This is a genomic window from Williamsia sp. MIQD14, assembly GCF_051025635.1.
Classification (GTDB): domain Bacteria; phylum Actinomycetota; class Actinomycetes; order Mycobacteriales; family Mycobacteriaceae; genus Williamsia_A.
The window spans coordinates 779,420-805,960 of record NZ_JBPFDG010000002.1 but is presented as its reverse complement, the minus strand read 5'-3'; the positions used below and the strand labels follow the sequence as shown (position 1 = coordinate 805,960).

Here is a 26,541-nt window from a genome sequence, read left to right as displayed (position 1 = left end):
TAATCTGGATGTACAGAACCACCTGGGGAGGGGGCAGTCCGTGAGTGATCTCGTTGCGAAATACGTGGCCCTGCAATCCCTTGTGAAAGAGATCGCCGCAGAGACCTCGGACGCCTACGACGACGAGACAGTCGCTCAACTGGCGATCACCCATGAAACCGCTGTTCGCCAACTCCAATCCGCCGGCAACCGTCGCATCCTCGAGGTCTCCGATCGCGATGCGCACCGCGCGGCGGGGTGCGTGACTCTTGCTGAGTTCCTGCAGACGAAACTGCGGATCACGCAACCGAAGAAGCGTCTGAAAGAAATACAGGCGCTCGAATCGATGCACGCGATGACCGGCGAGAAACTTCCGCCGGTATGCCCCAACACGGCACGCGAGTTGGCCGCCGGAACGATTGGCCCCGACCACGTGCACGCGGTCCTCGACGTGATGGCCAAGATCCCCACCGCGGTCGACCCCGAGCACCGCGCCTTCGCCGAGAAGACCCTCGCCGAGTTCGCCACAACGCTGACACCGAAAGAGATTGCCGCCGCCGGCGTACGCATCCTCGCCCACCTCGATCCCGATGGCACCCTCACCGACGATCGAGATCGCGCTCGGAATCGGAAACTGAATCTCGGCTGCCAAGACAGCCAGTTGATGTCGAAGTTGACCGCCACGTTGGATCCGATCACCCGAGCCTTGTTCGACGTCGTGCTGGCGAAGTGGGCCGCGCCCGGCATGAACAACCCCGACGACGACCAGTCACCCAAGGGCGACGGCAGCGAGATCAGCAGCGATGTGCTGCGCGAAGCCGCGGATCGCGATTGCCGCTCGCAGAGTCAACGCAATCACGACGCTCTGAAAGCCCTGTTCGACGCCGCGGTCAACGGCGGACTCCTCGGTGCATCGCATCGTGGGTTGCCGCCGCAGATCATCGTGTCCATCACCGACGCACAGCTGCGCGAGCACGCCGGCGTCGCACGCACCGCCACCGGGACCGACCTCCCAATCTCGGAGGTCGTGAAGCTCGCCGCGACAGCGCAGACCCATCTCGCGGTGTTCAGCGACGTCACCGGCGAACCCTTGTTCTTCGGTCGCGGCAGGCGGCTGGCGTCCCAGGCGCAACGGCTGATGGCGTTCGCCAAGTACGGCGGGTGCAGCAAAGACAACTGCCCGGTCCCGTTCGCGCACACCGAAATGCACCACGCCGAACACGATTGGGCCGACGGTGGACTGACCGACGCCACTGACCTGGCACCCGCCTGTGGACCGCACAACCGCGCCGTCGGGAGTGAGCCGCATCAGTGGAGCACCGAGAAGATCACCGACGGACCCGACCGAGGCCGCTACGGCTGGCGCCGCAACACCGACCCACCCGAGACACTCCGCGCGAACCACCTGCACCGCATCGACGAACTGCTGCACCAACATTCGTCGAGCAACGACTTGTGGGCCGACCCGCCGGACCTGTCACAACGGCCGCGGCAGCTGATCGACGTCGAACACCAGCTCGCCCGCCTCGCGGCCGAGCGGCTCCCGCCCGCACCTCGTATCGACATCACTTGGCCACCCGACATCGACGTCGGCGCAGCGTGACACCGGCCGCGACACGAGTCCCGGCCGGCGTGGCTCACTCGCGCGCGGACTCCAGCGCCGAGTTGAACGTCGAACTCGGACGCATCACCTCGGCGGTCTTGTCCCAGTCGGGGTAGTAGTAGCCACCGATGTCGACCGCGTCGCCCTGGACCTTCGCCATCTCCTCGACGATGGTGTCCTCGTTGCTCTTCAACCTGTCGGCGAGCTCGCCGAAGTGCTTGGCGAGACCCTCGTCCTCGGTCTGCGCCGCGAGCTCCTGCGCCCAGTAGAGCGCCAGGTAGAAGTGGCTTCCCCGGTTGTCGAGCTCGCCGGTGGTGCGTGAGGGCCCCTTGTCGTCCTCGAGCAGGCGACCGGTCGCGGCATCGAGCGCCGCGCCGAGGATGGTCGCGCGCTTGTCGCCGGTCTTCTTCCCGAGATCCTCGAGGCTGACCGCCAACGCCAGGTACTCGCCGAGCGAATCCCACCGCAGGTGGTTCTCCTCGAGGAGCTGCTTGACGTGCTTGGGGGCGGAACCGCCGGCACCGGTCTCGTAGAGCCCGCCGCCCGCCATCAGCGGCACGATCGAGAGCATCTTCGCGCTGGTGCCCAACTCGAGGATCGGGAAAAGGTCGGTCAGGTAGTCACGCAGGATGTTGCCGGTCGCGGAGATGGTGTCGAGCCCGCGGATCAGGCGCTCCATCGTGTACCGGATCGCGCGGACCTGCGACATGATCTGGATGTCGAGGCCGTCGGTGTCCTCCTCGGCGAGGTACGTGCGGACCTTGGTGATCAGCTCGTTCTCGTGCGGGCGGTACGGGTCGAGCCAGAACACGACCGGCATGCCCGAGTCCCGGGCACGCGTCACGGCCAGCTTCACCCAGTCGCGGATGGGCGCGTCCTTGACGATGCACAGCCGCCAGATGTCACCCTCCTCGACGTTCTGGGTCAGCAGGACCTCGCCGGTCGCGTTGTCGACGATGTCGGCGACACCGGCCGCAGGGACCTCGAAGGTCTTGTCGTGCGAGCCGTACTCCTCGGCCTTCTGCGCCATCAGACCGACGTTGGGGACGGTGCCCATGGTGGTGGGATCGAACTGGCCGTTGGTCTTACAGAAGTTGACCATCTCCTGGTAGATCCGGGAAAACGTCGACTCGGGGTTGACGGCCTTGGTGTCCTTCTGGCGGCCGTCGGCGCCGTACATCTTGCCGCCGGAGCGGATCATCGCCGGCATCGATGCGTCGACGATGACGTCGCTGGGGGAGTGGAAGTTCGTGATGCCGCGCGCCGAGTCGACCATCGCCAGCTCGGGCCGGTGCTCGTGGCACTTGTGCAGGTCGTCGACGATCTCCTCGCGCTTCGTCGCGGGCAGCGAGTCGATCTTGCTGTAGAGATCGGACAGGCCGTTGTTCACGTTGACGCCGAGTTCGTCGAACAGCTCACCGTGCTTGGCGAACGCCTCCTTGTAGAACACGCGCACCGCGTGACCGAAGACGATGGGGTGCGACACCCGCATCATCGTCGCCTTGACGTGCAGCGAGAACATGACGCCGGTCTCGTAGGCGTCCTGCATCTGCTCCTCGTAGAACTCGATGAGGGCGGTCTTGCTCATGTACATGCTGTCGATCACGTCGCCGTCGGTGAGCGACACCTTCGGCTTGAGCACGTGCGTCTCGCCGTCGGTGGTGGTGAGCTCCATGCGTACCTCGCGGTCACCGTCGACGGTCATCGACTTCTCGCCGTGGTAGAAGTCGCCCTCCTCCATGTGCGCGACATGAGTGCGCGACGCCATCGACCACTTGCCCATGCTGTGTGGGTGCTTGCGGGCGTACTCCTTGACCGCCTTGGGTGCGCGACGGTCGGAATTACCCTCGCGCAGAACGGGGTTCACCGCGCTACCCAGACATTTCGTGTACTTGTCGTGGATCGCGGCTTCCTCGTCGTTCTTCGGGTTGCCCGGGTACTCGGGGAGGTCGTAGCCCTTCTCCTGCAACTCGGCGATCGCGGCCCGCAGCTGGGGGACCGAGGCGCTGATGTTGGGGAGCTTGATGATGTTGGTCTCGGGCAACTGCGTCAGCCGACCCAGCTCGCCCAGGTTGTCGGGCACCCGCTGATCCTCGGGCAGCGTGTCGCTGAACTCGGCCAGGATGCGGCTCGCCACCGAGATGTCGCTCGAGGTGACCGTGATGTCGGCCGCATCGGCGAAGGCGCGCACCACAGGCAGGAATGCGTGTGTCGCCAGCATGGGCGCCTCGTCGGTAAGGGTGTAGATGATGGTCGGCTTCTTCGCGTTCATGTTTCGCCTTCGCCTCGTAGTACGTGGACTGTTCCGGGGGTCTGCCCGTGTCCGCCTACACCAGTATCACGGACGGGCCCGCCTGCCGAGCGATGGCTCGGTCGTCTCGCCTGCGACCTGGCCGATCGACCCGCCCATCAGCGGCGTCACGCGTCGGGTCGGGCGACGTCGGCCTCCCATCGGGCGCGCCGTTCGTCCATGCTCTGTTCCCACCACGGTGTGCCGCGCTCACCCAGCGCGACCTTCGCAGCCTGCACACCGGCCCGCGACTCCGGCGCCCCGTCGGTGCGCTTCACCTCGCGACGCCACGCCATCAGGATCGACCGCAACTCGGCGTCGCGGTCGGCGGGGATCTCGGGATCGGTCGCCCGCCACCGACGCCCCTTCACCACGATGTAGCGCCCGTCGGAGGTGCGCTCGGGTCCGTCGCTCATGCGTCAACGGTGCCACGTTTGCCTCCGGGTGGGTCGAACCGTCCCGACGACCATCCGGGCCGCCCTAGGGTGACGGTGTCCTACCCCGTTCCACGACAGGAAGATTCATCATGAGCGACAGCGTCTACCGCATCACCGAGATCGTCGGGTCCTCGCAGACCAGCATCGACGACGCCATCAAGGGCGCGATCGCCCGGGCGAACAAGACCGTCCGCAACCTCGAGTGGTTCGAGGTCGTCGAGACCCGCGGCCACATCGAGAACGGTCAGGTCGCCCACTTCCAGGTGACCCTGAAGGTCGGCTTCCGACTCGCCGAGGACGGCGAGTAGCGGCCGACACCGGTCCTCGCGCCGGCGAGGATGTTCCGGGTCACCCCAGGTCGGGTCATACCGTCAGCGTGGGCGCAACCCTGTCGCACCCGAGGGGGGCGGCCCGAAGATCATCGTCGATGCGCATCAACTGGTTCTTGCTGAAACCCGTGTTCATGGCGGCACTCGTGGGTGTGGTGGCCGGATGTGCCGGGACCGGCGTCGGCGGCGGCGACAGCGGTCCGCCCCACCGCGGGGGCACGCTCAAGTACGGGCTGTCGCTGGCGCCGACCTGTGCCGATCCGGCGCAGGCGTCGAGCAACCAGACCATCTACGTCACCCGTCAGGTCGTCGACTCCCTCACCGACCAGAACCCGAAGACCGGCGAGATCGTCCCGTGGCTCGCGCAGAGCTGGCAGGTCGATCCCACCTCGCGCGAGTTCACCTTCCGGCTCCGTCCCGGCGTGACGTTCAGTGACGGGACCCCTGTCGACGCCACGGCGGTGCAGCGCACCTTCGACGCGATCGTAAAGAGACTCGGCGGTGTGAAGGCGCCTCTGCCGGCGAGTTACCTCGCCGGATACGCAGGAACGACCGTCGTCGATCCGCTGACCGCGCGGGTGACGTTCTCCGCCCCGAACGGGCAGTTCCTGCAGGCGTCATCGACGCCGCAGCTCGGCATCCTCGCGGCGTCGACGAACGCGGAGTCGCCCGAGACGCGATGCCAGTCGGGGATCGTCGGGTCCGGGCCGTTCACCTACGCCGACTACCAGCAGGACCGCTCGGCGAAGCTGGTTCGCCGCACCGGATACGCCTGGGGTTCGGCGGCGTTCGGACACACCGGTGAGCCGTATCTCGACGCCATCCAGTTCACCGTGGTCCCGGAGTCCGGTGTGCGCACCGGCGCCGTGTCGTCGGGTCAGCTCGACGCCGTGAGCGACGCGTTGCCGCAGGACGCCCCGCTGATCGAGAACACCGGCGGATCCATCCGGACCACACCCAACCCGGGCCTGACGTTCGGGATCCAGCCGAACGTCTCCCGGGGTGTCCTCGCCGACCCCGCGGTGCGGCGTGCGCTGATCCCGGCCATCGACCGGAAAGAACTCGTCGACACGGTGCTCGGTGACGACTTCCTGCCCGCGACCGGCGTGCTGTCGATCAAGACCCCGGGCTACCAGCGCGCCGACGCGGTCACCTTCGATCCCGAACGCGCGAAAACGCTGCTCCAGCAGGCGGGCTGGACGCCCGGATCGGACGGGATCCGGGAGAAGAACGGCACGCGCCTGAGCTTCTCCATTCTCTTCAGCGCGGTGTTCGCCGGCAATCAGACCATTCTCGAACTCGTGCAGCAGCAGCTGCGCAAGGTCGGGGTGGACGCGCAGCTCGATCTGGTGTCGCTGCCCGAGTCGACATCGCGGCAGAACAGCGGGGACTTCGACGCCACGTACTACAACTCGACCCGCGGCGACGGCGACATCCTGCGCACCTCGTTCTCGGTGAGTCAGCGGGACCTCAATCAGCAGGCCGCGCCCGACCCGGTGCTCGAGCAGGCGTTCGTCGGCGAACTCTCGACCACCGAGGCAGCCGCCCGCAATCGCTTCTTCGCGCAGGCGCAGCAGCAGATCCTCGACAACGGTCTGTGGATCCCGACCATCGAGCTGTCCCAGGCGATCGGTGTCGGCCCCCGTGCGCACGCCGTCGCTTTCGACGCGTCGGCGCGGCTGCAGTTCTACGACACCTGGGTGAACGGAGGCTGACGACATGGCCCGATATCTGGCTCTGCGCGTACTGCAGGCGATCGGTGTGCTGTGGGCGGCGTTCACCGTGTCGTTCATCGTGCTGTTCCTGCTGCCGTCGGACCCGGTGAGCCTGGCGGCCGAGGGCGGCGGCGTGGGCACGCCGGTGGACAAGGTGGCCATCGCGGAGCTGCAGGCCCGGTACGGACTCGACCAGCCCGTGTGGGAGCAGTACTGGACCGCGCTCACCCATGCGGTTCGGGGTGACCTCGGTTTCTCCATCTCGACCGGACAGACGGTCACCGGCGCCATCGCGGCCGCGATCCCCAGCACGTTGGCGCTCGCGGCGACCGCGTTGGCGCTCGCCGTCGGCGGTGGCGGTCTGCTCGCGTTCCTCGGTGTCTACACCCGAGCCCGGTGGCTGCGCACGCTGCTGCTGTCGCTGCCGCCGCTCGGTGTCGCCGTACCGACGTTCTGGGTGGGACTGATCCTGCTGCAGTGCTTCTCGTTCGGCCTGCCGGTGTTCCCGGCGTTCGGCGACCGTACACCGGCCGCGGTGGTGCTGCCCGCGATCACGCTGGCCATCCCCACCGGGGCGGTGATCGCGCAGGTGCTCGCGAACTCCCTCATCTCGACCTGGCGTGAGCCGTTCGTCGAGGTCGCCGCGACCAAGGGTGCGTCGCGCTGGTACATCCACACCCGACACGTGTTCCGGCTCGCCACCGTTCCGACGCTGACCATCGCCGGCGTGCTCGTCGGCGAACTGCTGGCCGGCTCGGTGGTGGTCGAGACGGTGTTCGCGCGGGCCGGGGTCGGGCGACTGACGCAGACATCGGTGCTGTCGCAGGACATCCCGGTCGTGCAGGGTGTCGTCGTGCTGACCTCGCTGGTGTACGTCGTGGTGACGTTGGCCGTCGACGTCGTCTACCCGTTCATCGATCCACGGATCGTGGAAGGTACGCGCACCCGCCGCGAATCCGCCACCACGAAGACCGGGGCGCCGTCGGAAGAGGCTCATGTCTGATCATCTCGTGCTCGATCCACCCGCGCTCGACGAACCGTCGCCGACGGAGCCCGGGCGCCGCGTCCGGCGACCGTCGCTGTCGCAGTGGGGCGGCCGGGTGTCGGTGGCCCTGGCCGTGCTGGTGGTGCTCCTCGTCATCGGCTGGGCGATCGTGCCGTCGCTGTTCGCGAGCGGCGATCCGTTGTCCGGTACCCCGCGCGAGAAGCTGCAGCCACCGAGTGCATCGCATTGGTTCGGGACCGACAACATCGGACGCGACGTCTACACCCGCGTCGTACACGGGTCGCAGCTGTCGCTGACCGCGACACTGTTGGCCGTCGGCATCGCGCTCGTCGTGGGGTCGCTCATCGGGCTGCTGGCCGGCGCGGTCGGGGGCGCCGTCGACGCGCTGCTGATGCGCATCGTCGATGTGCTGCTGTCGATCCCGCTGCTGTTGCTGTCGCTGGCGCTGGTCACCGCGCTCGGGTTCGGCACCGTCAACGTGGCCATCGCCGTTGGCGTCACCATGGTCGCGAGCTTCGCGCGGGTCATGCGATCGGAGGTCCTGCGGGTTCGACGGGCGCCCTACGTCGAGGCGGCGTTCGCCGTCGGATCGCGGTGGCCGCACGTGCTGGTGCAGCACATCCTGCGGAATTCCTACGCGCCCGTGATCGGGCTCGCCGCGGTCCAGTTCGGGATGGCCGTTCTCGCGGTGTCGGCTCTGAGCTTCTTGGGCTACGGCGCGAAACCACCCACCCCGGAATGGGGTTCGCTCGTGTCGGAGGGGCGCAACTACCTCGCGACGGCGTGGTGGCTGACCACGGTGCCCGGTCTGGTCATCATCGCCGTCGTGCTCAGCGCGCATCGGCTCGGTCGCGCGGTCCAGGAGCGTCGGTCGTGACGCGGAAGCGTGAGCCGCTGCTGGTCATCCGCGGGCTCCGGGTCGCCTATGGCGACACCGAGGTCGTGCACGGCGTCGATCTCACCGTCGACCGGGGTGAGGTGATCGCGCTGGTCGGCGAATCCGGCTCGGGCAAGACCACTCTGGCGCATGCGGTGGTGGGACTCCTGCCCGCCGGCGGACGCGTCGTCGACGGCGAGATCCGGTTCGACGGCGAGCGTATTGATTCCGCGCCGGAGCGTCGCCTCGAGAAGCTGCGCGGGTCGCACATCGGTGTCGTGCCCCAGGACCCGACGTCGTCGCTGAACCCGGTGCGGCGCATCGGCGATCAGGTGGGCGAGATCCTGCGGGTCCATGGTCGGGCGAACCGGCGTACCGCCGCGCTCGAGGCGGTCCGGATACTGGAGGAGGCGGGCATCGACCGCCCGGAGGTCCGCGCCCGGCAGCACCCGTCGGAGCTCTCCGGCGGCCAACGACAGCGCGTCCTCATCGGCATCGCACTGGCGTGCTCGCCCGAGCTGGTGATCGCCGACGAGCCGACCAGCGCACTCGATGTCACCGTGCAGAAGCGGATCCTCGACCACCTCGACGAACGCGTCGACTCCACCGGCGCCGCGGTTCTCTTCATCACCCACGACCTCGGGGTCGCGGCCGATCGGGCCGACCGGATCGTGGTGCTGCGCGACGGCGTCATCGTCGAGGACGGGCCGACGGCGCAGATCCTGACCTCCCCGGAACACGAGTACACCGCGCATCTGCTGGCCTCGGCGCCGAGCCTCGCACAGCCGCGGACCCGTCGGACGCCGCCGCGGGTGCACGGGTCGCCGCTGCTGTTGCTGCGGGAGGTGGGCAAGACCTTCCGGGCCGGCGGGGAGAAGCTCGTCGCGGTCGACGGTGTCTCCCTCGAGATCCGGCGAGGCCGGACGGTGTCGCTGGTGGGGGAGAGCGGCTCGGGGAAGTCGACCACCGCCCGCATCGCCGCACGACTCGAGACACCCACGACCGGATCGGTGTCCTTCGACGACACCGACGTCAGCGCCGCACGTGGAAAGCAGTTGCGGGACTTCCGACGTCGGGTGCAGTTCGTGCATCAGAACCCGTATCTGTCGCTCGATCCGAGCCTGTCGGTCGGCGACACGATCTCCGAGCCCCTGCGCGCCTTCGGCATCGGCGACCGTGCCGGTCGACGGACGCGGGTCGCCGAACTCCTCGCGAGCGTGTCGCTGCCGGGCGACGTGGCCGATCGCCGACCCGCACGTCTGTCGGGAGGTCAGCGACAGCGGGTCGCGATCGCGCGGGCACTGGCGCTCGAGCCCGACCTCGTGATCCTCGACGAACCCGTCTCCGCGCTCGACGTCTCGGTGCAGGCGACGATCCTGGAACTGCTCGACGACCTGCAGCGCGACCTCGGTCTGACGTACCTGTTCATCTCGCATGATCTGGCCGTGGTGCGCCAGATCAGCGACGAGGTGGCCGTCATGCGAGGCGGACGGATCGTCGAGCAGGGCGACGTGTCATCGGTGTTCGATGCGCCGACGCACCCGTACACACGTGACCTGCGCGATGCGGTGCCCGGGCGGGACCATGTGCCCGGTCGATCCGGATAATTGCCCGATCGACAGCATCAACTGCCCGATCGGCGGGGTCAGCGGCGCGGGGCGACCTCGTCGAGGACGGTGAGGATCTGGCGCACGAGGTCGTCGATGTCGGCGTCGGTGGTGTCGATGGTGATGTCCGGGTTCGCGGGGGCCTCGTAGGGCGCGTCGATGCCGGTGAGGCCCTTGAGCTCCCCGGCGCGGGCGCGCGCGTAGAGGCCCTTGGGATCGCGACGCTCGCACTCGGCGAGCGGGGTGGCCACCGCGACCTCCACGAACGGCAGGTCGGCCGCGTCGTTGAGGGCGCGGGCGATGGCCCGATCGGATTCCAACGGCGACACCAGCGACGCGATGGCGACGACACCCGCGTCGGCGAGCAGACGCGTGAGGTGCCCGACCCGACGGATGTTCTCCGCCCGGTCACCCGGGGTGAACCCGAGATCGTCGGACAGGCCGTGGCGCACGTTGTCGCCGTCGAGCAGGTATGCGGTGCGGCCGGATTCGACGAGTGCACGCTCGAGTGCGACCGCGACCGTCGACTTGCCCGACGCGGGCAGGCCCGTGAGCCACACCGTGGCGCCGGACTGACCCGTCGCGCCCCAGCGGTGGGTCCGGTTGAGGGCAGACGGATGCCACTTGACGTCCTTGCGCACCTGCGCACCGGGCTTCACCTCGCGGGCGTCGAGGATGGTGCCCGCGCCGACGGTGTCGTTGGTGGTCTCGTCGATGAGGATGAAGGCGCCGGCGTCACGGTTGCCGACGTACGGATCGGCCACCACGATGGAGCTGGTGCGCAGCGTCACGACGCCGATGTCGTTGAGCGCCAACTCCACCGGCCCGTCCTGCTCGTCGAGGGTCTCGGGGTCCAGCCGCGACGACAGGGCCTGCACGGTGGCGCGCACGGTCGTCGCGGTGTGCTTGAGCGACAACCGATCCCCGGCCCGCAACGGGGTCTCGCCGAACCAGCAGACGGTGGCGTCGAGCTCGCGGGCCAGCACGGGAACATGCGCCGCGTCGTCGCCACTGACCAGCACGTCGCCGCGGCCGATGTCGATGTCGTCGGCGAGCTGGACCGCCACCGACAGCGGGGCGACCGCGACGTCGCGGTCGTCGTCGAGGGTGTCGAGTGCGGTGACGGTGCTGCGCGATCCCGACGGCAGCGCGACGATCGGGTCGCCGACGGCGAGGGTGCCGGCCGACAACCGCCCGGTGTAGCGACGGCGTTCGGTACCCACCGGCCGCGACACCCACTGGACGGGCAACCGGAGCTCGGTCGACTGCGCCGACGGTGCGACGAGTTCGATCGACTCCAGGTACTCCAGCAGGGTGGGGCCGGTGTACCAGGGCGTGTGCTCCGACCGGTGCACCACGTTGTCACCGTCCTTGGCGGCCAACGGGATCACCGTCAGCTCGACGTCGCCGAGACGTCCTGCGAGCGCGACCAGTTCGGCCTCGACCTCACGGAACGTCGACTCCTCGTATCCGATGAGGTCGATCTTGTTGACCGCGGCGACGAGGTGTTTCACGTTGAGCAGCGTCGCGATCCGGGCATGGCGACGGGTCTGGCGGAGCACGCCGGCGCTCGCGTCGACCAGCAGGATCGCCACGTGCGCGGTGGACGCGCCGGTGAACATGTTGCGCGTGTATCGCTCGTGTCCCGGGGTGTCGGCGAGGATGTAGTTGCGGGTCTCGGTGGAGAAGAAGCGGTAGGCGACATCGATGGTGATGCCCTGCTCCTGTTCGGCGCGCAGACCGTCCGAGAGTGCTGCGAGATCGGGGACACCGTCTTTGAGCACCGCCTCGATGTGGTCGAGGGGCAGGCTGTCGGTGTCGAACATGAGACGACCGATGAGCGTGGACTTGCCGTCGTCGACCGAGCCGGCCGTGGCCAGGCGCAGCAGTTGGCGGTGGGCGTGGGTCGTCATCAGAAGTATCCTTCGCGTTTGCGGTCTTCCATCGCCGCGATCGATGTGCGGTCGTCGGCGCGGGTCTCCCCGCGCTCGGACACCGTCGCCGCCGAGATCTCGGCGATCACACCGGCGATGTCGGTCGCGTGCGAGCGCACGGCGCCGGTGATGGTGAGATCGCCGACGGTGCGGTAGCGGACCCGCTCCACCGAGGCGGTCTCCGACTCGCTGGGCGGGGTGAACTCCGACGTGGCCAACAGGATCCCGTCGCGCTCGAAGACCTCGCGTTCGTGGGCGAAGTAGATCGACGGCAGCTCGAGGTCCTCGAGTTCGATGTAGCGCCAGATGTCGAGTTCGGTCCAGTTGCTCAGCGGGAACACCCGTACCTGCTCGCCCCGGCGGATGCGGCCGTTGTACAGCGACCACGGCTCGGGGCGCTGGGCGCGCGGATCCCACTGACCGAACTCGTCGCGGAAGCTGAGCACACGTTCCTTGGCGCGGGCCCGCTCCTCGTCGCGACGGGCACCGCCGAACGCGGCGTCGTGGCGACCGGCCTCGAGCGCGTCGAGCAGGGTGCGGGTCTGCAGGCGGTTGCGCGAGGCGTTCGGGCCACCGATCTCCTGGGCGCGGCCGGAGTCGATGGACTCCTGCACCGAACCGACCACCAGGGTGTGGCCGGCCTCGCCGAGGCGTCGGTCACGAAACTCGATCACCTCGGGGAAGTTGTGGCCGGTGTCGACGTGGAGTACGGGGAACGGCAGCGGTGACGGGCGGAAGGCCTTCTCGGCCAGCCGCAGCAGCACGATGGAGTCCTTGCCCGCGGAGAACAGCAGCACGGGGCGTTCGAGTTCGGCGACCACCTCGCGGATGATGTGGACCGACTCGGCCTCGAGGGCCCGGAGTTCGTCGACGTGTGTGGTGTCGTCGGTGAGCGTGGGCAGGGTCATGCGGACGCTCCTTTCTCGAGAGGGTCGGCGCCATGGGTGTCGCGCTGGTATCGGGCGATCCAGTCCGACGACCGCGCGTTGGCCTGTCGTTGCAGTGCCGGTGGAGGAGCCGACGCCGGATCGAGGCCCAACGCCTCGAGCACCCGGGCCACCTCGGAGGTGGTGTCGGCCGCCAGCCGCCGGTACTCGATCTCGATGGGGGAGATGTCGGCTTCGGCGAACCAGCGCCGCCAACTGCGTTCCTGTTCGGCGAGGATCCGGTGTAGATGGGCGATGCCGCCCGCGTGGTACTCGGCGCGGGCATCGACCTCGGGGTCGGCGGCACCGCGCCACACGCGAGTCTGCACCGCGCGCCACATGGAGACGGCCTGGGCGGCGATGTCGTCGCGGTACACGTGGACGTAGAGGACGTCGGGACCGAGCAGGTCGGAGATCGCCGAGCGCAGGTCTGTGCCCGAGCGGTTCGGCAGACCCGCGGCGTGCGCGGTGAGCAGCGGCGTCTGGTTCCACATCAGCTTGCCGCCCCACACCCCGTTGTCGGTGGCGCCCGCGGTGCGGATGCGCGCCGCCCACTCGTGCGCGGTCTCGGTCTGCGGTGTCCCGGGGTCCAGTGGGTCGAGCAGGTGCAGGATCGACTCGTCGGTGACGCCGTCGAACCACTCGCGCGGCTGCGGCGTGAGATCGCTGTGCGGCAGGTACTGGAAGAACTCCTGCGGATGACCGGCCTGGCCGGTGGCCCGCAGCGACTCCACGAGCAGCGTGCTGCCGCTGCGCTGGGTCGCGAGCACCAGGTAGGCCCGCGGTCGGTTCGTCATCTGCGGAATACTAGTCAGATCGCAGCTCGATTGTGCACCAGTGGTTTTCGCTCACCCTGGGCGTAAACGTCGACGGCAGGGCGCCTCAGCGGAGTCGCGGCGGAGCAGTGGTGCCGGGGACCGCGGCCCAGGCGATCAGGCCCTCCACATCCAGCCCGTGCGGTGGATCGGCGGCGAAGGATCGCAAGCCCTCGACGCCGCGGGCGAGGAGTCGCTCGGCGCCCTCGGGGCGTCCGCGCAGGCGGTGGGTGAGACCCACCGCCAGCTGCGCCAGCGACTTCCACAGATCGGCATCGCCGGCGCCACGGTCGCGCGCGGACTTCCATGCGTCCTCGAACACCTCGTGGGCGTGAAAAGGGTGCCCGGCGTCCAGGAGTCGCTGCGCCTCGGTGATCGTCGCCTCGACACTGCGCACGACACCCTCGGGCGCGCGCGGCACCCCGACGGCCCCACGCGGCAGAGGCCGGCCGAGACCGTCGCGTGGGCGGGCGTTGCGGGGACGGCCATCGGGATCCCTGTCCCGTCGTTCGTCGCCCACACCTGTCATCGGTCCACCCTGTCACGGCACTAAGTTGCATTATTTTCGGTCACATCGCCGTTGACGCCCACGGCGCCGCGACGACAGGGTGAGAGCCAGGCAACAGAAGGGCTCACACATGGACGCCATCACATTCGCCCGCACCATCCGGGAGCGCCGCGAATCGATCGGATACTGGGTCACACTCGATGCGCCACCGGCCACCGAGCGCATCGCCCGTGTCGGCTACGACTTCGTCTGCCTCGACGAACAGCACGGGATGATGGGCTACTCCGGCATCCTCAACGGGATGATGGCCATCGACGCCGGGCGCACCGCCGTCGGACTCGTCCGCGTCGGGGAGAACTCCGAGCGGCTCATCGAACGCGCCCTCGACGCCGGCGCCGTGGGCGTCATCGTGCCGATGGTCAACACCGCCGCCGACGCGGTGCACGCGGTCGCCGCGACCCGCTACGCACCGCTGGGCGTGCGGTCCTACGGACCGGCACGGTCCGCGCTGCGCATCGGGCCCCGCCCCGCCGAGGCCAACGAGGCCACCGTCGTGATCGCGATGATCGAGACCCTCGAGGCGCTCGAGAACATCGAATCCATCTGTGCCGTCGATGGACTCGACGGCGTCTATGTGGGCCCGTCGGACCTGTCGATCGCGCTCGGGGGTGCCTACCCCTACGACCCGTCGATCAACGAGGTGTACGAGCAGGCGCTGGCCACCGTGGCCGACACCGCCCGGCGTCACGGTGTCGCCGCGGGGATGCACGCCCCCGACGGCGCCACCGCGGCACTGCGGATCGACCGCGGCTACACCTTCGTCTGCATCGCCAACGATCTCGCGCACCTCGAGGTCGCCGCGGCCACCCACCTGCATGCCGCGCGTATCGGGGTCCGCGACGCCGAAGCCGTCTCGCGCTGAGCCGTTCTCAGGTCAGGCGCACACCCGAGATGGCGCGCGCGATGACGAGCTGCTGGATCTGCTCGGTGCCCTCGAAGATGTCGAAGATCTTCGCGTCACGGTGCATCCGCTCCACCGGGTACTCGCGGGTGTAGCCGACGCCGCCGAGGATCTGGATCGCACGCTCGGTCGACCACACCGCGACGCGACCGGCCTTGAGCTTGCTCATCGACCCCTCGGCCGCGGCGAACGGCTGCTTCGCCGCACCCATCCAGGCGGCACGACGCACCAGCAACCGCGCCGCGTCGATCTCGGTGGCCATGTCGGCCAACATGAACGAGATCGCCTGGTTCTCGATGATCGGCTTGCCGAAGACCACGCGATCCTTCGCATAGTCGAGGGCGTACTCGTAGGCGGCGCGGGCCACGCCGATCGCCATCGCGCCGACGGTGGGGCGGGTGGTCTCGAACGTCGCCATCGCGGCCTGGGCGCCGGTCTTTCGGCCCTCTTTCGCGCGGGCGATCTTCGCGTCGAGTTTCTCCTTGCCGCCGAGCAGAGCGCTCCCGGGGACGCGGACGTCGTCGAAGAAGATGTCGGCGGTGTTCGAGGCGTGCAATCCGTGCTTGCGCAGCTTCTTCGGCGCGGCGATGCCCGCGGTGTCGGACTTCAGCACGAACGCGGCCTGTCCGCGGGAGCCGAGGCCGGGTTCGACGACGGCCTGCACCACGAGCACGTCGGCGATGCCGCCGTTGGTCACCCACGCCTTCTGGCCCGAGATCACCCACTCGTCGGAGGCCTCGTCGTACTTCGCGGTGGTGCGCATGTTCGCCACGTCGGAACCGGCCTCGGGCTCCGAGGAACAGAACCCGGCGACCTTCACGTCGTCGGCGGTGCCGTAGCACTGGGGGACCCATTCGATGATCTGCTCGAGCGTTCCCGCGGCGGCGATCCCGGCCGCGGCGAGGCCCGTGCCCATGATCGCCAACCCGATGCCGCCGTCACCCCAGAACAGCTCCTCGGTGAGGATCGGGAAGCTCTGGCCGGTCTCGTCCTCGCGCAGGTTCGACATGATCTCGAAGCCGTAGAGCCCCGCCTTGGCGGCCTCCTGCAGCACCGGCCACGGCGTCTCCTCGCTCTCGTCGTACTCCGCCGCGGCGGGCCGGATCGTCTTCTCGGCGAACTCGTGCGCCCAGTCGCGCAGCGTGATGTGGTCGTCGGTCAGAGCCAGCGAGAACGTCATCGAACGCCTTTCGTACAGGTGAGGATCGGCGCGGATGACGCGATCTCCTCGACTCTAGGGGCGGGGGTCGTGCCACGCCGAGAGATCAGTCCAAGACCGGGCGATGCCCGTCGGCGGGTACCAGCGGGCTGTGACCTTCTCCCACCGGCGGTGTCGGTGCGGCGCCGTACCGTGCGCACATGGACCAAGGGACCGCGCGCGAGCTCCTCGACGCCGAACGTGCGGAGGCGTCGGCGCTCATCGAGTCGATGCACGCACGCCTCGCCGCGGTCGTCGACGCCGCGGTCGACGAACACGCCGACGACGAACACGATCCGGAGGGGTCGACCCTGGCGTTCGAACGGGGACAGCTCGTCGCCCAGATCGACCGGTCGACCCAGCGCGTCGCCGAGGTCGACGCGGCGCTGACGCGTCTCGCGAACGGCACCTACGGGCGGTGTCTGGACTGCAGGGGCGACATCGCCGAGGTGCGACTCGAGGCCCTCCCGGCCACCGGGGTCTGCATCACCTGCGCCTCCCGGCGACATCGATCGCGCTGGTGAACTCGGTTACTTGCAGCGTGAAGTGAAGTGCTGATACTTTTTGCTTCACGCATGAAGTGAATTGATGTGTCCCTGCCCCGCTCGACCGCCCGCGAAAGGCCCGCCCATGACCACCACCCTTCCCCGCGATGTCGCCCTCCTGATCGCCCGAGTCGGCGTCGGCGTCGTGTTCCTCGCGCACGGACTGCAGAAGCTCGACGTCTGGGGCTACTCCGGGACCAAGGCGGCCTTCGCCGGGATGGGCGCTCCCGTCCCGGGCGTCTCGGCATTCCTCGCGACCTGGATCGAGATCCTCGGCGGGGTCGCCCTCATCGCCGGAGTGGTGACGCCGATCGTCGGTCTCCTGCTGGTCGCCGACATGGTCGGTGCCTACTTCATCGCCCACATCGGCAACGGCATCTGGATCTCCGACGGCGGCTACGAGCTGGTGCTCGGACTCGGTGCCGCCGCCCTCGTCATCGCCGCGGTGGGTGCCGGACGCTTCAGCATCGATGCCGTCCTCGGTGAGCGTCTGCCGTGGGTCCGCCCGGCCGCGAGCCCGGCACGCGCTCGGGTCGACGCCCGCTGACGCGGCCGCGCTCAGCCGTGCTGTTCGGCGTCGAGGCTCGCCCGTAGCCGTGTGCCGATCTCGCGGAGGTGGCGGATCTGGGTCGCGGTGAGCGGATCCAGGACGAGGCGCCGCACGGCGTCGACGTGACCGGGGGCGGCGTCGACGACAACGGCCATCCCGGCGTCGGTCAGCTCCGCGAGCGTGAAGCGACCGTCGGTCGGGTCGGGACGGCGGACGAGCCATCCCCGTCCCTCCATCCTTGCGGCCACCTGCGAGAGCCGGGGCAGTTGGGACTGGGTGAACTCGGCGAGCTCGCTCATCCGCAGTGTGCGCTCGGGTGCGTCGGACAGTCCGCCCAGGACGAGGTACTCGAAGTGGGTGAGGCCCGAGTCGCGCTGGAGCTGGCGGCTCAGTGCGCCGGGGAGCCGCATCATCACGGTGGTCAGTGCCATCCACGCCTCGAGCTCCTCGCTGTCGAGCCAGCGCGTGGGGTCCTCCGGGGTGGGGTCGGCCATGCTGGGGAGCGTACTGCAGGCACGAAAACCCCGGCCGCAGAACCGAGTTGCGATCTCTCCAGGTGGTTCGCGGTGGGTCCCCGACGGTGGCGGTGTCCGATTCCGCGGAACCCGGATGTGATCGCCGTTACACTCGCGATCATCAGACGCCAGGTGTGAGGAGTTCCGATGACCGCCGATCTCGACCCGGGCCCACAGACCGTCAGCGACGGTCGGGGGCTTCTCACGGACTTCGTCACCCGCTGGGCACAGGAACGGCCCGACGCCGCGGCCATCACCTACGGCGACACCTCGTGGACGTGGGAGCAGTGGGACCTGCGGATCCGGCGGCTCACCGGGGCATTGCGCTCGGCGGGAATCGGGCGGGGTGACACCGTCGCCTTCGTCGACAAGAACCACCCGGCGTGCCTCGAGGTCACCTTCGCCGTCGCCGCCCTCGGTGCCGCGGTCACCATCGTCAACTGGCGACAGGCCGGTGACGAACTCGTCCACGTCCTCGTCGACAGCGGCTCGACGCTGGTGATCGCGGGTGCGGAGTTCGCCGAGTCGGTTGGTGCGGTCGCCGACCGCACCCCGGCGGTCACGCGCACCCTGGTGGTCGGCGGAGACGCCGGCGCCGACGACTACGAGACCTTCCTGGCCTCGGGTGAGCCGACCTCGGCCGGTGCCGACGTCACCGACACCGACACGCTGCTGGTCATCTACAGCTCCGGCACCACCGGTCGCCCGAAGGGCGTGGTCCTCGATCAACATGCGCTGATCACCCACACCGTCGACAACGGTGACGTGTTCCCCTACGCCGAGGGCGACATCAGTCTGGTGGCCATGCCGCTGTTCCACGTCGGCGGTATCTCGTACGCGTTCATCGGGATCCGCGCCGGCGTGCCGAGCATCATGACCCGCGAGCCCGACGCCGCGTCGCTGGTGGGGGCCTTCGTCGCCGGTGCCACCCACGCCTTCTTCGTCCCGCCGGTCCTCGCCGGTTTCCTCGCCGCGGGTGACGGTGCCATCGGAGCGTTCGCGAAGCTCCGGTTCGTCGGTTACGGCGCCGCGCCGATGCCGTTGCCGCTGCTGCAGCGGGCCCTGAACGCCTGGCCGCACATCGATTTCGTCCAGGTCTACGGCCAGACCGAGATCGCGGGTGTGGCCACCGTCCTACGTCCGGAGGTGCACAGGGATCCCGCGCGCGAGCACCTGTTGGTCTCGGTCGGGAACGCGTTGCCGGGCGTGGAGATCCGCGTGGTCGACGTGGTGACCGGAGAGGACGTGCCCGCGGGCGAGGAGGGTGAGATCTGGCTGCGCACAGCGCATGCCATGACCGGATACCTGAACCGACCCGACGCCACCGCCGAGACCATCACCCCCGAGGGGTGGCTGCGCACCGGTGACATCGGTCGCATGGACGCCGACGGGTACGTCTTCGTCGACGACCGGATCAAGGACATGATCATCACCGGCGGCGAGAACGTGTACGGACCCGAGGTGGAGCGGGTTCTCATGGAGCACCCCTCGGTCACCGACGCCGCCGTCATCGGCGTCCCCGACGAGCGGTGGGGTGAATCGGTGAAAGCGGTGGTCGCGGTGTCGACCCCCATCGACGCCGAGGAGGTCATCGCGTTCTGCCGTACGCGCCTGGCCGGATACAAGTGCCCGCGCACCGTCGACGTGATCGACGCTCTCCCGCGCAATCCCAGCGGCAAGATCCTCAAGCGCGAACTGCGCGCCCCGTTCTGGGAGGGGCAGGGCCGCCGGGTCTGAGATGCACCCCGCGCGTGCGCGGCGCGCGGGGTCGTTGGACAGTGGGGTGATGGACAGCAGCCCGACGCCCGTCGACCTCACCGGTGACGACGCGAGCGTGCGTGCCCGGATCGCGGAGCGTCTCGCGGGGTTCCCGTTCACCCGGGTCGATCCGCCGGACACGCGACGCGCGGCAGTGGTCATCGCGGTGACCTCCGTCGACGGCGTCCACGGCATCTGGCTCACCAAACGACCCGACCGGATGCGGGAACACCCCGGTCAGTACGCGCTGCCCGGAGGCCGTCTCGATCCGGGTGAGGACGACATCGACGCCGGATTGCGGGAGCTGCACGAGGAGATCGGCGTGATCGCCGGCCGCGACGACGTCCTCGGCCGGCTCGACGACTACCCGACGCGATCGGGCTATGTGATGGCACCGATCGTGGTGTGGGCCGGGCCCGACCGCGTGACTGCGCTGAATGCCGCCGAGGTCGCCACCCTCTTCTTCATCCCGATGGACGAGGTCGCCGTCGAGCCTCGATTCATCGCGATTCCGGAGTCGCCGCGTCCGGTCATCCAGTTGCCGATCGTGGGGGCGCTGGTGCACGCACCGACCGCCGCGGTGATCTACCAGTTCGCCGAGGTGGTGCTCGCCGGGCGGGAAACGCGGGTGGACGACCTCGAGCAGCCGGTGTTCGCCTGGCGCTGAGCTGCGAGAACCGGATGTTCACCACGAATGTTCTCCCCCGGGGAATACATCCGGACTGCGGTCCGGTTGAATGGGTGTCAGCAACGCGAACCGCCCCGGTTCACACCACCTGTAGGAGAAACCTCATGGCCGACACCATCACCACCACCGATCTCGCCGCGGGCACCTGGAACATCGACCCGGTCCACTCGGCCATCGCCTTCTCGGTCCGCCACCTCGTCGTGAGCAAGGTGCGGGGCACCTTCGACACCTTCAGTGGCGCCATCACCATCGCCGCCGACGGCACCCCCTCGGTCACCGCGGAGATCGACGTGACCTCGATCAACACCAAGAACGAGCAGCGCGACGGCCACATCAAGTCCGCCGACTTCTTCGACGCCGACACCCACCCCACCGCCACCTTCGTCTCGAAGTCCGTGGCGAAGAAGGGCGACGACTACGTGCTCACCGGTGACTTCACCCTCAAGGGCGTCACCAAGTCGGTCGATCTCGACCTCGAGTTCAACGGTGTGAACCCCGGCATGGGTCACGGCGAGGTCGCGGGCTTCGAGGCCTCGGTCGAGCTGAACCGCAAGGACTTCGGCATCGACATCGACATGCCGCTCGAGACCGGCGGCGCCGTGGTCGGCGACAAGATCACCATCACCCTCGAGATCGAGGCGCTCAAGGCCTGATCTGATCTCGCGGCGGACATCTTCGCAGACGCGAGGGTGGTCGCGCCACTGCTTTTCGGCGCCCGTTAATTCGGTCGACGCACGTGGGCGGGTCGCCTACCTTCATCGGTGAAATGCACTGCAGGAGCACACCGATCGGAGGAGAGACCATGAGCACATTCCACGTCGCCGGGGCGCCGCGCGTCGTCGCAGGACTCGACCTGCGGTCGCTGTGGGCGGGCCTGCGTCCGCGTCACGAGCCGGTCGAACTGACCGACGAGCAACGGCTGCAACGACATCTGCGTCGGCAGAACCGACGTGAGATCGAGCGTGCCGCGTATCGCGCTGCGTACCAGCAGTTGTGGTTGCGCCGCTGATCGGTCAGCGGGGCGCGATGCCGTTCACCACCAGGTCGACGAGGCCGGTCAGATACCCCTCGTCGACCTGTTGGTGTGTCAGGAGCAGGCGTGCGTAGATCGGCGCGTACAGCGACTCGAGCGCGAGTCGGTGATCGACGGTGTCGGTGATCTCGCCGCGCGCGACGGCGCGTTCGAGGATCACCCCGACGGTCGCCATGCGGTCGTCGACGAGCCGCTGTCGCGCCTCGTCGAGCCGGTCGAAGTCGAGAGACATCGTCGCCAGCCGCAACAGGGCCTTGCTCTGGGGTGACGAGAGCGAATCGCGCAGCCCGATGGTGAGCTCGAACAGGTCGCTGCGGAGGTGGCCGGTGTCGGGGACGGTCACCGATCCGATGTCGATGTGGTTGAGCAACGCGTCGGTGATGAGCTGTTCCTTGGTTTTCCACCGCCGGTAGACCGATGTCACATGAACGCCTGCGGCCTCGGCCACCGATGCGATGGTGACACCGTCGAAACCGGTGTTGAGCAGCTCGTTCACTGCGGCGTTGAGCACCCCGTCGACGACCGCCTTGCCGCGGCGATGGGTCTTCTGGGGGGTTGCCACGCGGCTGAGCCTAACGCAAGGCGGGTTGCGTTATGTACGCTTTCGCAAAAGGTGTTGCGTTAGATGGGACGGATTCGGGGAAGGCGGTGACCGACATGACAGGACGTGCGACAGCGCGCGTGCGCAGGCTCGGTGGCCGCAGCGCGCGTGAGCGCCTCCTCAACCCCTCCACGCTGCCCGGCTTCGGCCTGGTGCGGTCGGTTGCCGGCGACTACCCGTTCGCCGGACGCGACTGGGAGTCGATCGACCCGGCCGAACGCAGGACCGTCGCCCGCCGCCTCATGACGATCGCGGTGCTCGGCATCGTGGTCGCCAACGTCGCGGTCGGCATCGAGACCGTCATCCTCGTCGCCCTGGTCACCAGCGGCGGCGATCTGTCGTTGATCTCCGAGGACGGGACGTCGATCGTCGCGGTCGCCCTCGCGCTCGTCGTCGGCGTGGTCGTCGACCTCATCGCCGGGGTCTCGATGGTCCGCCCCCAGACCGCATGGTTCACCAGCGGTGAACCCGCCGACGCCCACCGTCGACGCTCGGTGCAACGGATGCCGATGCACGGCGTCGTCGCGACCGCGATGGGCTGGGCCGCCGGTGTCCTGACCTACGCGGTGGTCAGCGCCGACGCGTCGTGGATACAGATGCTGATCGTGAGTTGTGCCTTCGCGCTCGCCGGGGCGTCGTCGGGCTGCGTCACCTACATGGTGCTCGAACGTGCCGGCCGTCCGATGGTCGCCGCGGCCATGCGCGACGCACCGCCGCGCCGGCCGATGCTCGGTGTGCGCGAACGCATGATCGTGCTCTGGGTGGTGTGCAGCGGCGTGCCCCTGGTCGGCATGCTCATGATGAACATCGGCCGCGCGATCGGGTGGGTCCCGCCGAGCCACACCGCGCTCGACGTACCGACGGTCGTGCTCTCGGCGATCTGTCTGCTCAGTGGCGCCCGCGCCATCGCGCTGGTGTCGAAGTCGATCACCGACCCCCTGCGCGGTATGCGCCGTGCCGTCGACCGGGTGGGGGAGGGCGAGTACGACACGAAAGTCGACGTCTACGACTCGTCGGAACTCGGCGTGCTGCAGCACGGCTTCAACGAGATGGTCGACGGCCTCACCGAACGCGAGCGGCTGCGCGACCTGTTCGCGCGCCACGTCGGCAGCGAGGTCGCCGCGCAGGCGCTGTCACACGACGTCGGGATGCACGGCGTCAACACCGACGTCGGTGTGTTGTTCGTCGACATCGAGGGCTCCACGCGCTTCGCCGAATCGGCCGACCCCACCGTCGTCGCGGAGATGCTCAACCGCTTCTTCACCATCGTGGCCGAGGTCGTCGAACGTCACCACGGTTTCATCAACAAGTTCGAGGGCGACGCCGCGCTCGCGGTGTTCGGCGCGCCCAACGCCATGGACGACCCGTCGGCCGCCGCCCTGCGCGCCGCGCGCGAACTCGGTGCCGAGCTCGAGGCGCTGCACCCGCTGCGGGTCGGCATCGGGGTGTCGGCCGGTCGCGTGTTCGCCGGCAACATCGGCGCCGAGACCCGATACGAGTACACCGTGATCGGTGATCCGGTGAACGAGTGCGCGCGCCTCGCCGAGGTGGCCAAGAGTGCCAAGTCGAACGTGCTCGCCGGTGGTGCGGCCGTCGCGGATCTGCTGGGCGACACCCCCGTCACCGACGAGGACGTCGACGACGAGGACGCCGGCTCCGAGATCGTGGCGCACGACGAGATGTGGGAATGGGTCTCGATGGGGTCGATCACCCTGCGCGGCCGGGCCGCGGCGACCGAGCTGTTCGCCCCGATCGATCTGCTGCCCGACGGGGAGTCCCCGATCACCGAGCTGGTCGACGGCCTCATCCGCAAGCCCCTGTCGATCCTGCGCGGCCGCCGCTGACCCTGCGCCGGGTCAGGGTGTGGGTGCCGCCAGACGCGTCAGGTCGACGTTGCCGCCGGACAGGATGACCCCGACGCGCAGACCGCCGAAACCGTGTCCGGCGTCGAGCGCCGCGGCCACGCCCAACGCCGCGGTCGGTTCGATGACGAGCTTCGCCCGCGTCGCCACGAGTTGCATGGCCTCGATCAGGGCGGAGTCGTCGACGGTGAGGATGTCGGTGACCCGCTCCGCGATGATGCCGAACGTGTGACGCCCGAGGTGGGTGGTCTGGGCGCCGTCGGCGATGGTGCGCGGCGGGTCGATCGTCACGATCGACCCCGACCGCAGCGATCGCAGCCCGTCGTCGCCTGCGGCCGGTTCGACCCCGTAGACGCGGGTGTGCGGTGCGAGTCCGCCCGCGGCCAGCAGTGACCCGCTCAGCAGTCCGCCACCGCCCAGGGGCACCAGCAGCACGTCGAGATCGGCGGTGTCGGCGAACAGTTCGAGCGCCGCGGTGCCCTGCCCGGCGATGATGTCGGGATGGTCGTAGGGCGGGATCACCGTCGCGCCGTTCCGATCGGCGATCTGCGCCGCGATCGCGGCACGGTCCTCGGTGTAGCGGTCGTAGCGGACGAGGGTGCCGCCGTACCCCCGGGTCGCGGCGACCTTCGGCGGTGGTGCGTCGTGCGGCATCACGATGGTCGCGTCGATGCCGTGCAGTCGGGCGGCCAGCGACAGCGCCTGCGCGTGGTTGCCCGAGGAGAAGGTGACGACACCGCGCCGCCGCACCTCGGGGTCGAGACGGGCGATCGCGGTGTAGGCGCCACGAAACTTGAAGGCCCCCATGCGTTGCAGGTTCTCGCACTTGCAGAACAGCTGCGCACCGGCGACCTCGTCGATCGCGGTGGAGGTCACGACCGGGGTGCGGTGGGCGACACCGGCGAGCGTGGACGCGGCGGCTTCGACATCGGCGAACGTCAACGGCTCGGGGGTCAACGGGTCGGCCATGAGCGTGACCCTACCCACGGGACCGTCGGCGTCGGTCCCGGTCCTCTGACCCCGGGTAGCATCGGCGCGGTGAGCACATGGTCGATGAACGACATCCCGGATCAGACCGGCCGCACGGTGGTCATCACCGGCGCCAACAGCGGGCTCGGCGCCCAGGCGGCCACGGCGCTCGGCGCCGCGGGGGCCACGGTGATCCTCGCCTGCCGCACGGTGTCGAAGGCCGAGCCGGTGGCCGCGGAGATCGGGCCCAACGCCTCGGTGGCCGCGCTCGACCTCGCCGACCTGTCGTCGGTGCGGGCGTTCGCGGAGGGTATCGACCACCTCGACGTGCTGATCAACAACGCCGGCGTGATGGCCGTCCCGAAGTCGCGTACCGCCGACGGTTTCGAGATGCAGTTCGGTACAAATCATCTCGGTCACTTCGCGCTGACCGGACTGTTGCTGCCGAAGATCACCGATCGGGTCGTCACGGTGTCGTCGTTCGCCCACGCGATCGGCAAGATCGATCTCGACGATCTCAACTACGACCACCGTCGCTACGAGCGGTGGTCGGCCTACGGTCAATCGAAGCTCGCGAACCTCATGTTCTCCTTCGAACTGGCGCGCAAGCTGGGCCGGTCGGGTTCGTCGGTGTCGTCGATGTGCGCCCACCCCGGCTACGCCAGCACCAACCTGCAATCGCACACCGAGTCGTTCTACGACCGCTTCATGAAGCTGAGCAACCTCGTCGCCCAGTCGGCGGCCGACGGCGCGTTGCCCGAGCTGTACGCGGCGACGTCGCCCGAGGCGGCGTCGGGGGCGTTCTACGGCCCGCGCGGACTCGGTGGGTTGCGGGGTGCGCCCACACTGACCAAGCCGCTGCCCAAGGCACGCAACGAGAGTGTGGCCCAGTCGTTGTGGGTTGCGTCGGAGAAGCTGACGGGCGTCACGTTCGACCTGTGACCGCGGCGGAGCGAACACGTTCGCTCCGGTCGGTAACAGTCGCTTCTGAGGGATTTGCGCTGTAGCTTGTCACCGATCACCACCGCGATGATCGGAGAACAGTCGTGACCAGCCCTGACGATCCGACGCCGGACAAGCCGTCACCGCCGAGTCCCGCGGGTGAGCCTCCGACATATCCACCGACCTATCCGCCGGCGGGGTCCGCGCCCGGATCGGCCCCGATGCCTCCCGGCGGTGTGCCACCGCAACCCGGCGCTCCCGGGGCCGGTCCCTACGGCGCGCCGCCGCCCTATGGAGCCTCGCCGTACGGCGAACCGCCGAAGAAGTCGCGCAAGAAGCTGTTCTTCATCATCGGCGGCGTCGCGGTGTTGCTGCTCGTGGTCGTCGTGATCATCGGTGTCGTCGCCTCGAAGGACACCATCACCGACATCAACGATGCCAAGGCCGGTGACTGCATCACCGTGAGTGGCAGCAGCACCGACGCCACCCCCAAGACGGTCGACTGTGGCGGCGACACCTTCAATTTCATCGTCGCCGAGAAACTCGACGGTGGCGCGAACTGCGCCAACGAGCAGTACTCCCAGTTGACGCAGAAGGACAAGGGCAAGTTGTGCCTGGTCCCGAACATGCAGGTCGACAAGTGCTATCAGCTCGCCGGTCCGGGCGGATCGATCACCGATTTCCGGCAGGTCGAGTGCGGGGAGGCGCCCGGTGAGGGCGGCGCCCAGGTGGTGACGGTGCGCAACCGCGAGGCGGCGACCGAGATCGATTGCACCGACGGTATTCCCGTCACCTTCGAGAAGCCCACACCGCTGGGCTACTGCCTCGCGGTGAACAACGCCACCGGGTAGCCACAGTCAGCACCAGGAGAATCCGACGATGTCGACACCGAA

The 26,541-nt window shown here is 68.8% G+C and carries 26 protein-coding genes; 16 read left to right on the top strand and 10 right to left on the bottom strand.

The annotated features are described in order from the left end of the window. Positions 1 to 40: 40 nt before the first annotated feature. A complete protein-coding gene (locus tag ACQ7HM_RS11275; protein WP_434216343.1) occupies positions 41 to 1,582 on the top strand; it encodes a DUF222 domain-containing protein in 1,542 nt (513 codons plus the stop codon). Between the two features lie 34 nt (positions 1,583 to 1,616). On the opposite strand, the gene ACQ7HM_RS11270 is transcribed toward ACQ7HM_RS11275, so the two are convergent. Beyond that, a complete protein-coding gene (locus ACQ7HM_RS11270) occupies positions 1,617 to 3,854 on the bottom strand; it encodes an NADP-dependent isocitrate dehydrogenase (protein WP_434216342.1) in 2,238 nt (745 codons plus the stop codon). A gap of 146 nt (positions 3,855 to 4,000) precedes the next feature. Next, the gene (locus tag ACQ7HM_RS11265) at positions 4,001 to 4,288 is read right to left on the bottom strand and encodes a hypothetical protein (RefSeq protein WP_434216341.1); all 288 of its coding nucleotides are present in this window, start codon (positions 4,286 to 4,288) and stop codon (positions 4,001 to 4,003) included. A 110-nt stretch (positions 4,289 to 4,398) separates the two neighbouring features. On the opposite strand from ACQ7HM_RS11265, the gene ACQ7HM_RS11260 reads away from it, so the two are divergent. The 5 genes from ACQ7HM_RS11260 to ACQ7HM_RS11240 all read left to right on the top strand — a co-directional run bounded on the left by ACQ7HM_RS11260 (position 4,399) and on the right by ACQ7HM_RS11240 (position 9,843). Continuing rightward, positions 4,399 to 4,617 carry a dodecin gene (locus tag ACQ7HM_RS11260; protein ID WP_434216340.1) on the top strand — a complete coding sequence of 73 codons (219 nt, stop codon included), beginning with the start codon at positions 4,399 to 4,401 and terminating at the stop codon, positions 4,615 to 4,617. Positions 4,618 to 4,736: 119 nt separating this feature from the next. After that, complete coding sequence (locus ACQ7HM_RS11255) at positions 4,737 to 6,353, top strand: ABC transporter substrate-binding protein (RefSeq protein WP_434216339.1); 1,617 nt, start codon at positions 4,737 to 4,739, stop codon at positions 6,351 to 6,353. Between the two features lie 4 nt (positions 6,354 to 6,357). Then, the gene (locus ACQ7HM_RS11250) at positions 6,358 to 7,356 is read left to right on the top strand and encodes an ABC transporter permease (protein ID WP_434216338.1); all 999 of its coding nucleotides are present in this window, start codon (positions 6,358 to 6,360) and stop codon (positions 7,354 to 7,356) included. After that, positions 7,349 to 8,236, top strand: a complete 888-nt coding sequence (locus tag ACQ7HM_RS11245) for an ABC transporter permease (RefSeq protein WP_434216337.1) — start codon at positions 7,349 to 7,351, stop codon at positions 8,234 to 8,236. The genes ACQ7HM_RS11250 and ACQ7HM_RS11245 overlap by 8 nt, the downstream gene beginning before the upstream one ends. Beyond that, entirely contained in the window at positions 8,233 to 9,843 is a 1,611-nt protein-coding gene (locus ACQ7HM_RS11240; protein WP_434216336.1) for a dipeptide ABC transporter ATP-binding protein, read from the top strand. Before ACQ7HM_RS11245 ends, ACQ7HM_RS11240 begins: the two co-directional genes overlap by 4 nt. A gap of 38 nt (positions 9,844 to 9,881) precedes the next feature. On the opposite strand, the gene cysC is transcribed toward ACQ7HM_RS11240, so the two are convergent. The 4 genes from cysC to ACQ7HM_RS11220 all read right to left on the bottom strand — a co-directional run bounded on the left by cysC (position 9,882) and on the right by ACQ7HM_RS11220 (position 14,047). After that, positions 9,882 to 11,756 carry an adenylyl-sulfate kinase gene (cysC, locus tag ACQ7HM_RS11235; RefSeq protein WP_434216335.1) on the bottom strand — a complete coding sequence of 625 codons (1,875 nt, stop codon included), beginning with the start codon at positions 11,754 to 11,756 and terminating at the stop codon, positions 9,882 to 9,884. Continuing rightward, a complete protein-coding gene (cysD, locus tag ACQ7HM_RS11230) occupies positions 11,756 to 12,685 on the bottom strand; it encodes a sulfate adenylyltransferase subunit CysD (protein WP_434216334.1) in 930 nt (309 codons plus the stop codon). The genes cysC and cysD overlap by 1 nt, the downstream gene beginning before the upstream one ends. Further along, positions 12,682 to 13,500, bottom strand: a complete 819-nt coding sequence (stf0, locus tag ACQ7HM_RS11225; RefSeq protein ID WP_434216333.1) for a trehalose 2-sulfotransferase — start codon at positions 13,498 to 13,500, stop codon at positions 12,682 to 12,684. The genes cysD and stf0 overlap by 4 nt, the downstream gene beginning before the upstream one ends. 85 nt (positions 13,501 to 13,585) lie before the next feature. Next, positions 13,586 to 14,047, bottom strand: a complete 462-nt coding sequence (locus ACQ7HM_RS11220; RefSeq protein WP_434216332.1) for a DUF309 domain-containing protein — start codon at positions 14,045 to 14,047, stop codon at positions 13,586 to 13,588. Positions 14,048 to 14,156: 109 nt separating this feature from the next. On the opposite strand from ACQ7HM_RS11220, the gene ACQ7HM_RS11215 reads away from it, so the two are divergent. After that, positions 14,157 to 14,948 (top strand): HpcH/HpaI aldolase family protein, encoded by a 792-nt coding sequence (locus ACQ7HM_RS11215; protein ID WP_434216331.1) that lies wholly within the window; start codon positions 14,157 to 14,159, stop codon positions 14,946 to 14,948. Positions 14,949 to 14,955: 7 nt separating this feature from the next. On the opposite strand, the gene ACQ7HM_RS11210 is transcribed toward ACQ7HM_RS11215, so the two are convergent. Then, positions 14,956 to 16,167: an acyl-CoA dehydrogenase family protein gene (locus tag ACQ7HM_RS11210; protein WP_434216330.1), complete on the bottom strand. Its 1,212-nt coding sequence runs from the start codon at positions 16,165 to 16,167 to the stop codon at positions 14,956 to 14,958. 179 nt (positions 16,168 to 16,346) lie between these two features. Here ACQ7HM_RS11210 and ACQ7HM_RS11205 point away from each other — a divergent pair, with 179 nt between their 5' ends. Together ACQ7HM_RS11205 and ACQ7HM_RS11200 are read left to right on the top strand one after the other, a co-directional pair. Beyond that, positions 16,347 to 16,709 (top strand): TraR/DksA family transcriptional regulator, encoded by a 363-nt coding sequence (locus ACQ7HM_RS11205; protein WP_434216329.1) that lies wholly within the window; start codon positions 16,347 to 16,349, stop codon positions 16,707 to 16,709. A 106-nt stretch (positions 16,710 to 16,815) separates the two neighbouring features. After that, positions 16,816 to 17,277 carry a DoxX family protein gene (locus ACQ7HM_RS11200; protein ID WP_434216328.1) on the top strand — a complete coding sequence of 154 codons (462 nt, stop codon included), beginning with the start codon at positions 16,816 to 16,818 and terminating at the stop codon, positions 17,275 to 17,277. A gap of 11 nt (positions 17,278 to 17,288) precedes the next feature. On the opposite strand, the gene ACQ7HM_RS11195 is transcribed toward ACQ7HM_RS11200, so the two are convergent. Further along, positions 17,289 to 17,774 carry a MarR family winged helix-turn-helix transcriptional regulator gene (locus ACQ7HM_RS11195; RefSeq protein WP_434216327.1) on the bottom strand — a complete coding sequence of 162 codons (486 nt, stop codon included), beginning with the start codon at positions 17,772 to 17,774 and terminating at the stop codon, positions 17,289 to 17,291. Between the two features lie 168 nt (positions 17,775 to 17,942). Here ACQ7HM_RS11195 and ACQ7HM_RS11190 point away from each other — a divergent pair, with 168 nt between their 5' ends. The 4 genes from ACQ7HM_RS11190 to ACQ7HM_RS11175 all read left to right on the top strand — a co-directional run bounded on the left by ACQ7HM_RS11190 (position 17,943) and on the right by ACQ7HM_RS11175 (position 21,250). After that, complete coding sequence (locus tag ACQ7HM_RS11190; RefSeq protein WP_434216326.1) at positions 17,943 to 19,532, top strand: AMP-binding protein; 1,590 nt, start codon at positions 17,943 to 17,945, stop codon at positions 19,530 to 19,532. A gap of 49 nt (positions 19,533 to 19,581) precedes the next feature. Continuing rightward, positions 19,582 to 20,220 carry an NUDIX hydrolase gene (locus tag ACQ7HM_RS11185; RefSeq protein ID WP_434216325.1) on the top strand — a complete coding sequence of 213 codons (639 nt, stop codon included), beginning with the start codon at positions 19,582 to 19,584 and terminating at the stop codon, positions 20,218 to 20,220. A gap of 125 nt (positions 20,221 to 20,345) precedes the next feature. Beyond that, positions 20,346 to 20,894: a YceI family protein gene (locus ACQ7HM_RS11180; protein WP_434216324.1), complete on the top strand. Its 549-nt coding sequence runs from the start codon at positions 20,346 to 20,348 to the stop codon at positions 20,892 to 20,894. A gap of 149 nt (positions 20,895 to 21,043) precedes the next feature. Then, a complete protein-coding gene (locus ACQ7HM_RS11175; protein WP_434216323.1) occupies positions 21,044 to 21,250 on the top strand; it encodes a hypothetical protein in 207 nt (68 codons plus the stop codon). A gap of 4 nt (positions 21,251 to 21,254) precedes the next feature. Here ACQ7HM_RS11175 and ACQ7HM_RS11170 read toward each other — a convergent pair whose 3' ends face one another. Then, a complete protein-coding gene (locus ACQ7HM_RS11170) occupies positions 21,255 to 21,836 on the bottom strand; it encodes a TetR/AcrR family transcriptional regulator (RefSeq protein ID WP_434216322.1) in 582 nt (193 codons plus the stop codon). A gap of 95 nt (positions 21,837 to 21,931) precedes the next feature. Here ACQ7HM_RS11170 and ACQ7HM_RS11165 point away from each other — a divergent pair, with 95 nt between their 5' ends. Continuing rightward, positions 21,932 to 23,719, top strand: a complete 1,788-nt coding sequence (locus tag ACQ7HM_RS11165; protein WP_434216321.1) for an adenylate/guanylate cyclase domain-containing protein — start codon at positions 21,932 to 21,934, stop codon at positions 23,717 to 23,719. 12 nt (positions 23,720 to 23,731) lie between these two features. On the opposite strand, the gene ACQ7HM_RS11160 is transcribed toward ACQ7HM_RS11165, so the two are convergent. Beyond that, positions 23,732 to 24,706: a threo-3-hydroxy-L-aspartate ammonia-lyase gene (locus ACQ7HM_RS11160; RefSeq protein ID WP_434216320.1), complete on the bottom strand. Its 975-nt coding sequence runs from the start codon at positions 24,704 to 24,706 to the stop codon at positions 23,732 to 23,734. 69 nt (positions 24,707 to 24,775) lie between these two features. On the opposite strand from ACQ7HM_RS11160, the gene ACQ7HM_RS11155 reads away from it, so the two are divergent. Further along, positions 24,776 to 25,648 carry an oxidoreductase gene (locus tag ACQ7HM_RS11155; protein WP_434216319.1) on the top strand — a complete coding sequence of 291 codons (873 nt, stop codon included), beginning with the start codon at positions 24,776 to 24,778 and terminating at the stop codon, positions 25,646 to 25,648. A 104-nt stretch (positions 25,649 to 25,752) separates the two neighbouring features. Then, positions 25,753 to 26,499, top strand: coding sequence for an LppU/SCO3897 family protein (locus ACQ7HM_RS11150; protein WP_434216318.1), 747 nt, complete (start codon positions 25,753 to 25,755; stop codon positions 26,497 to 26,499). Positions 26,500 to 26,541: the final 42 nt, after the last annotated feature.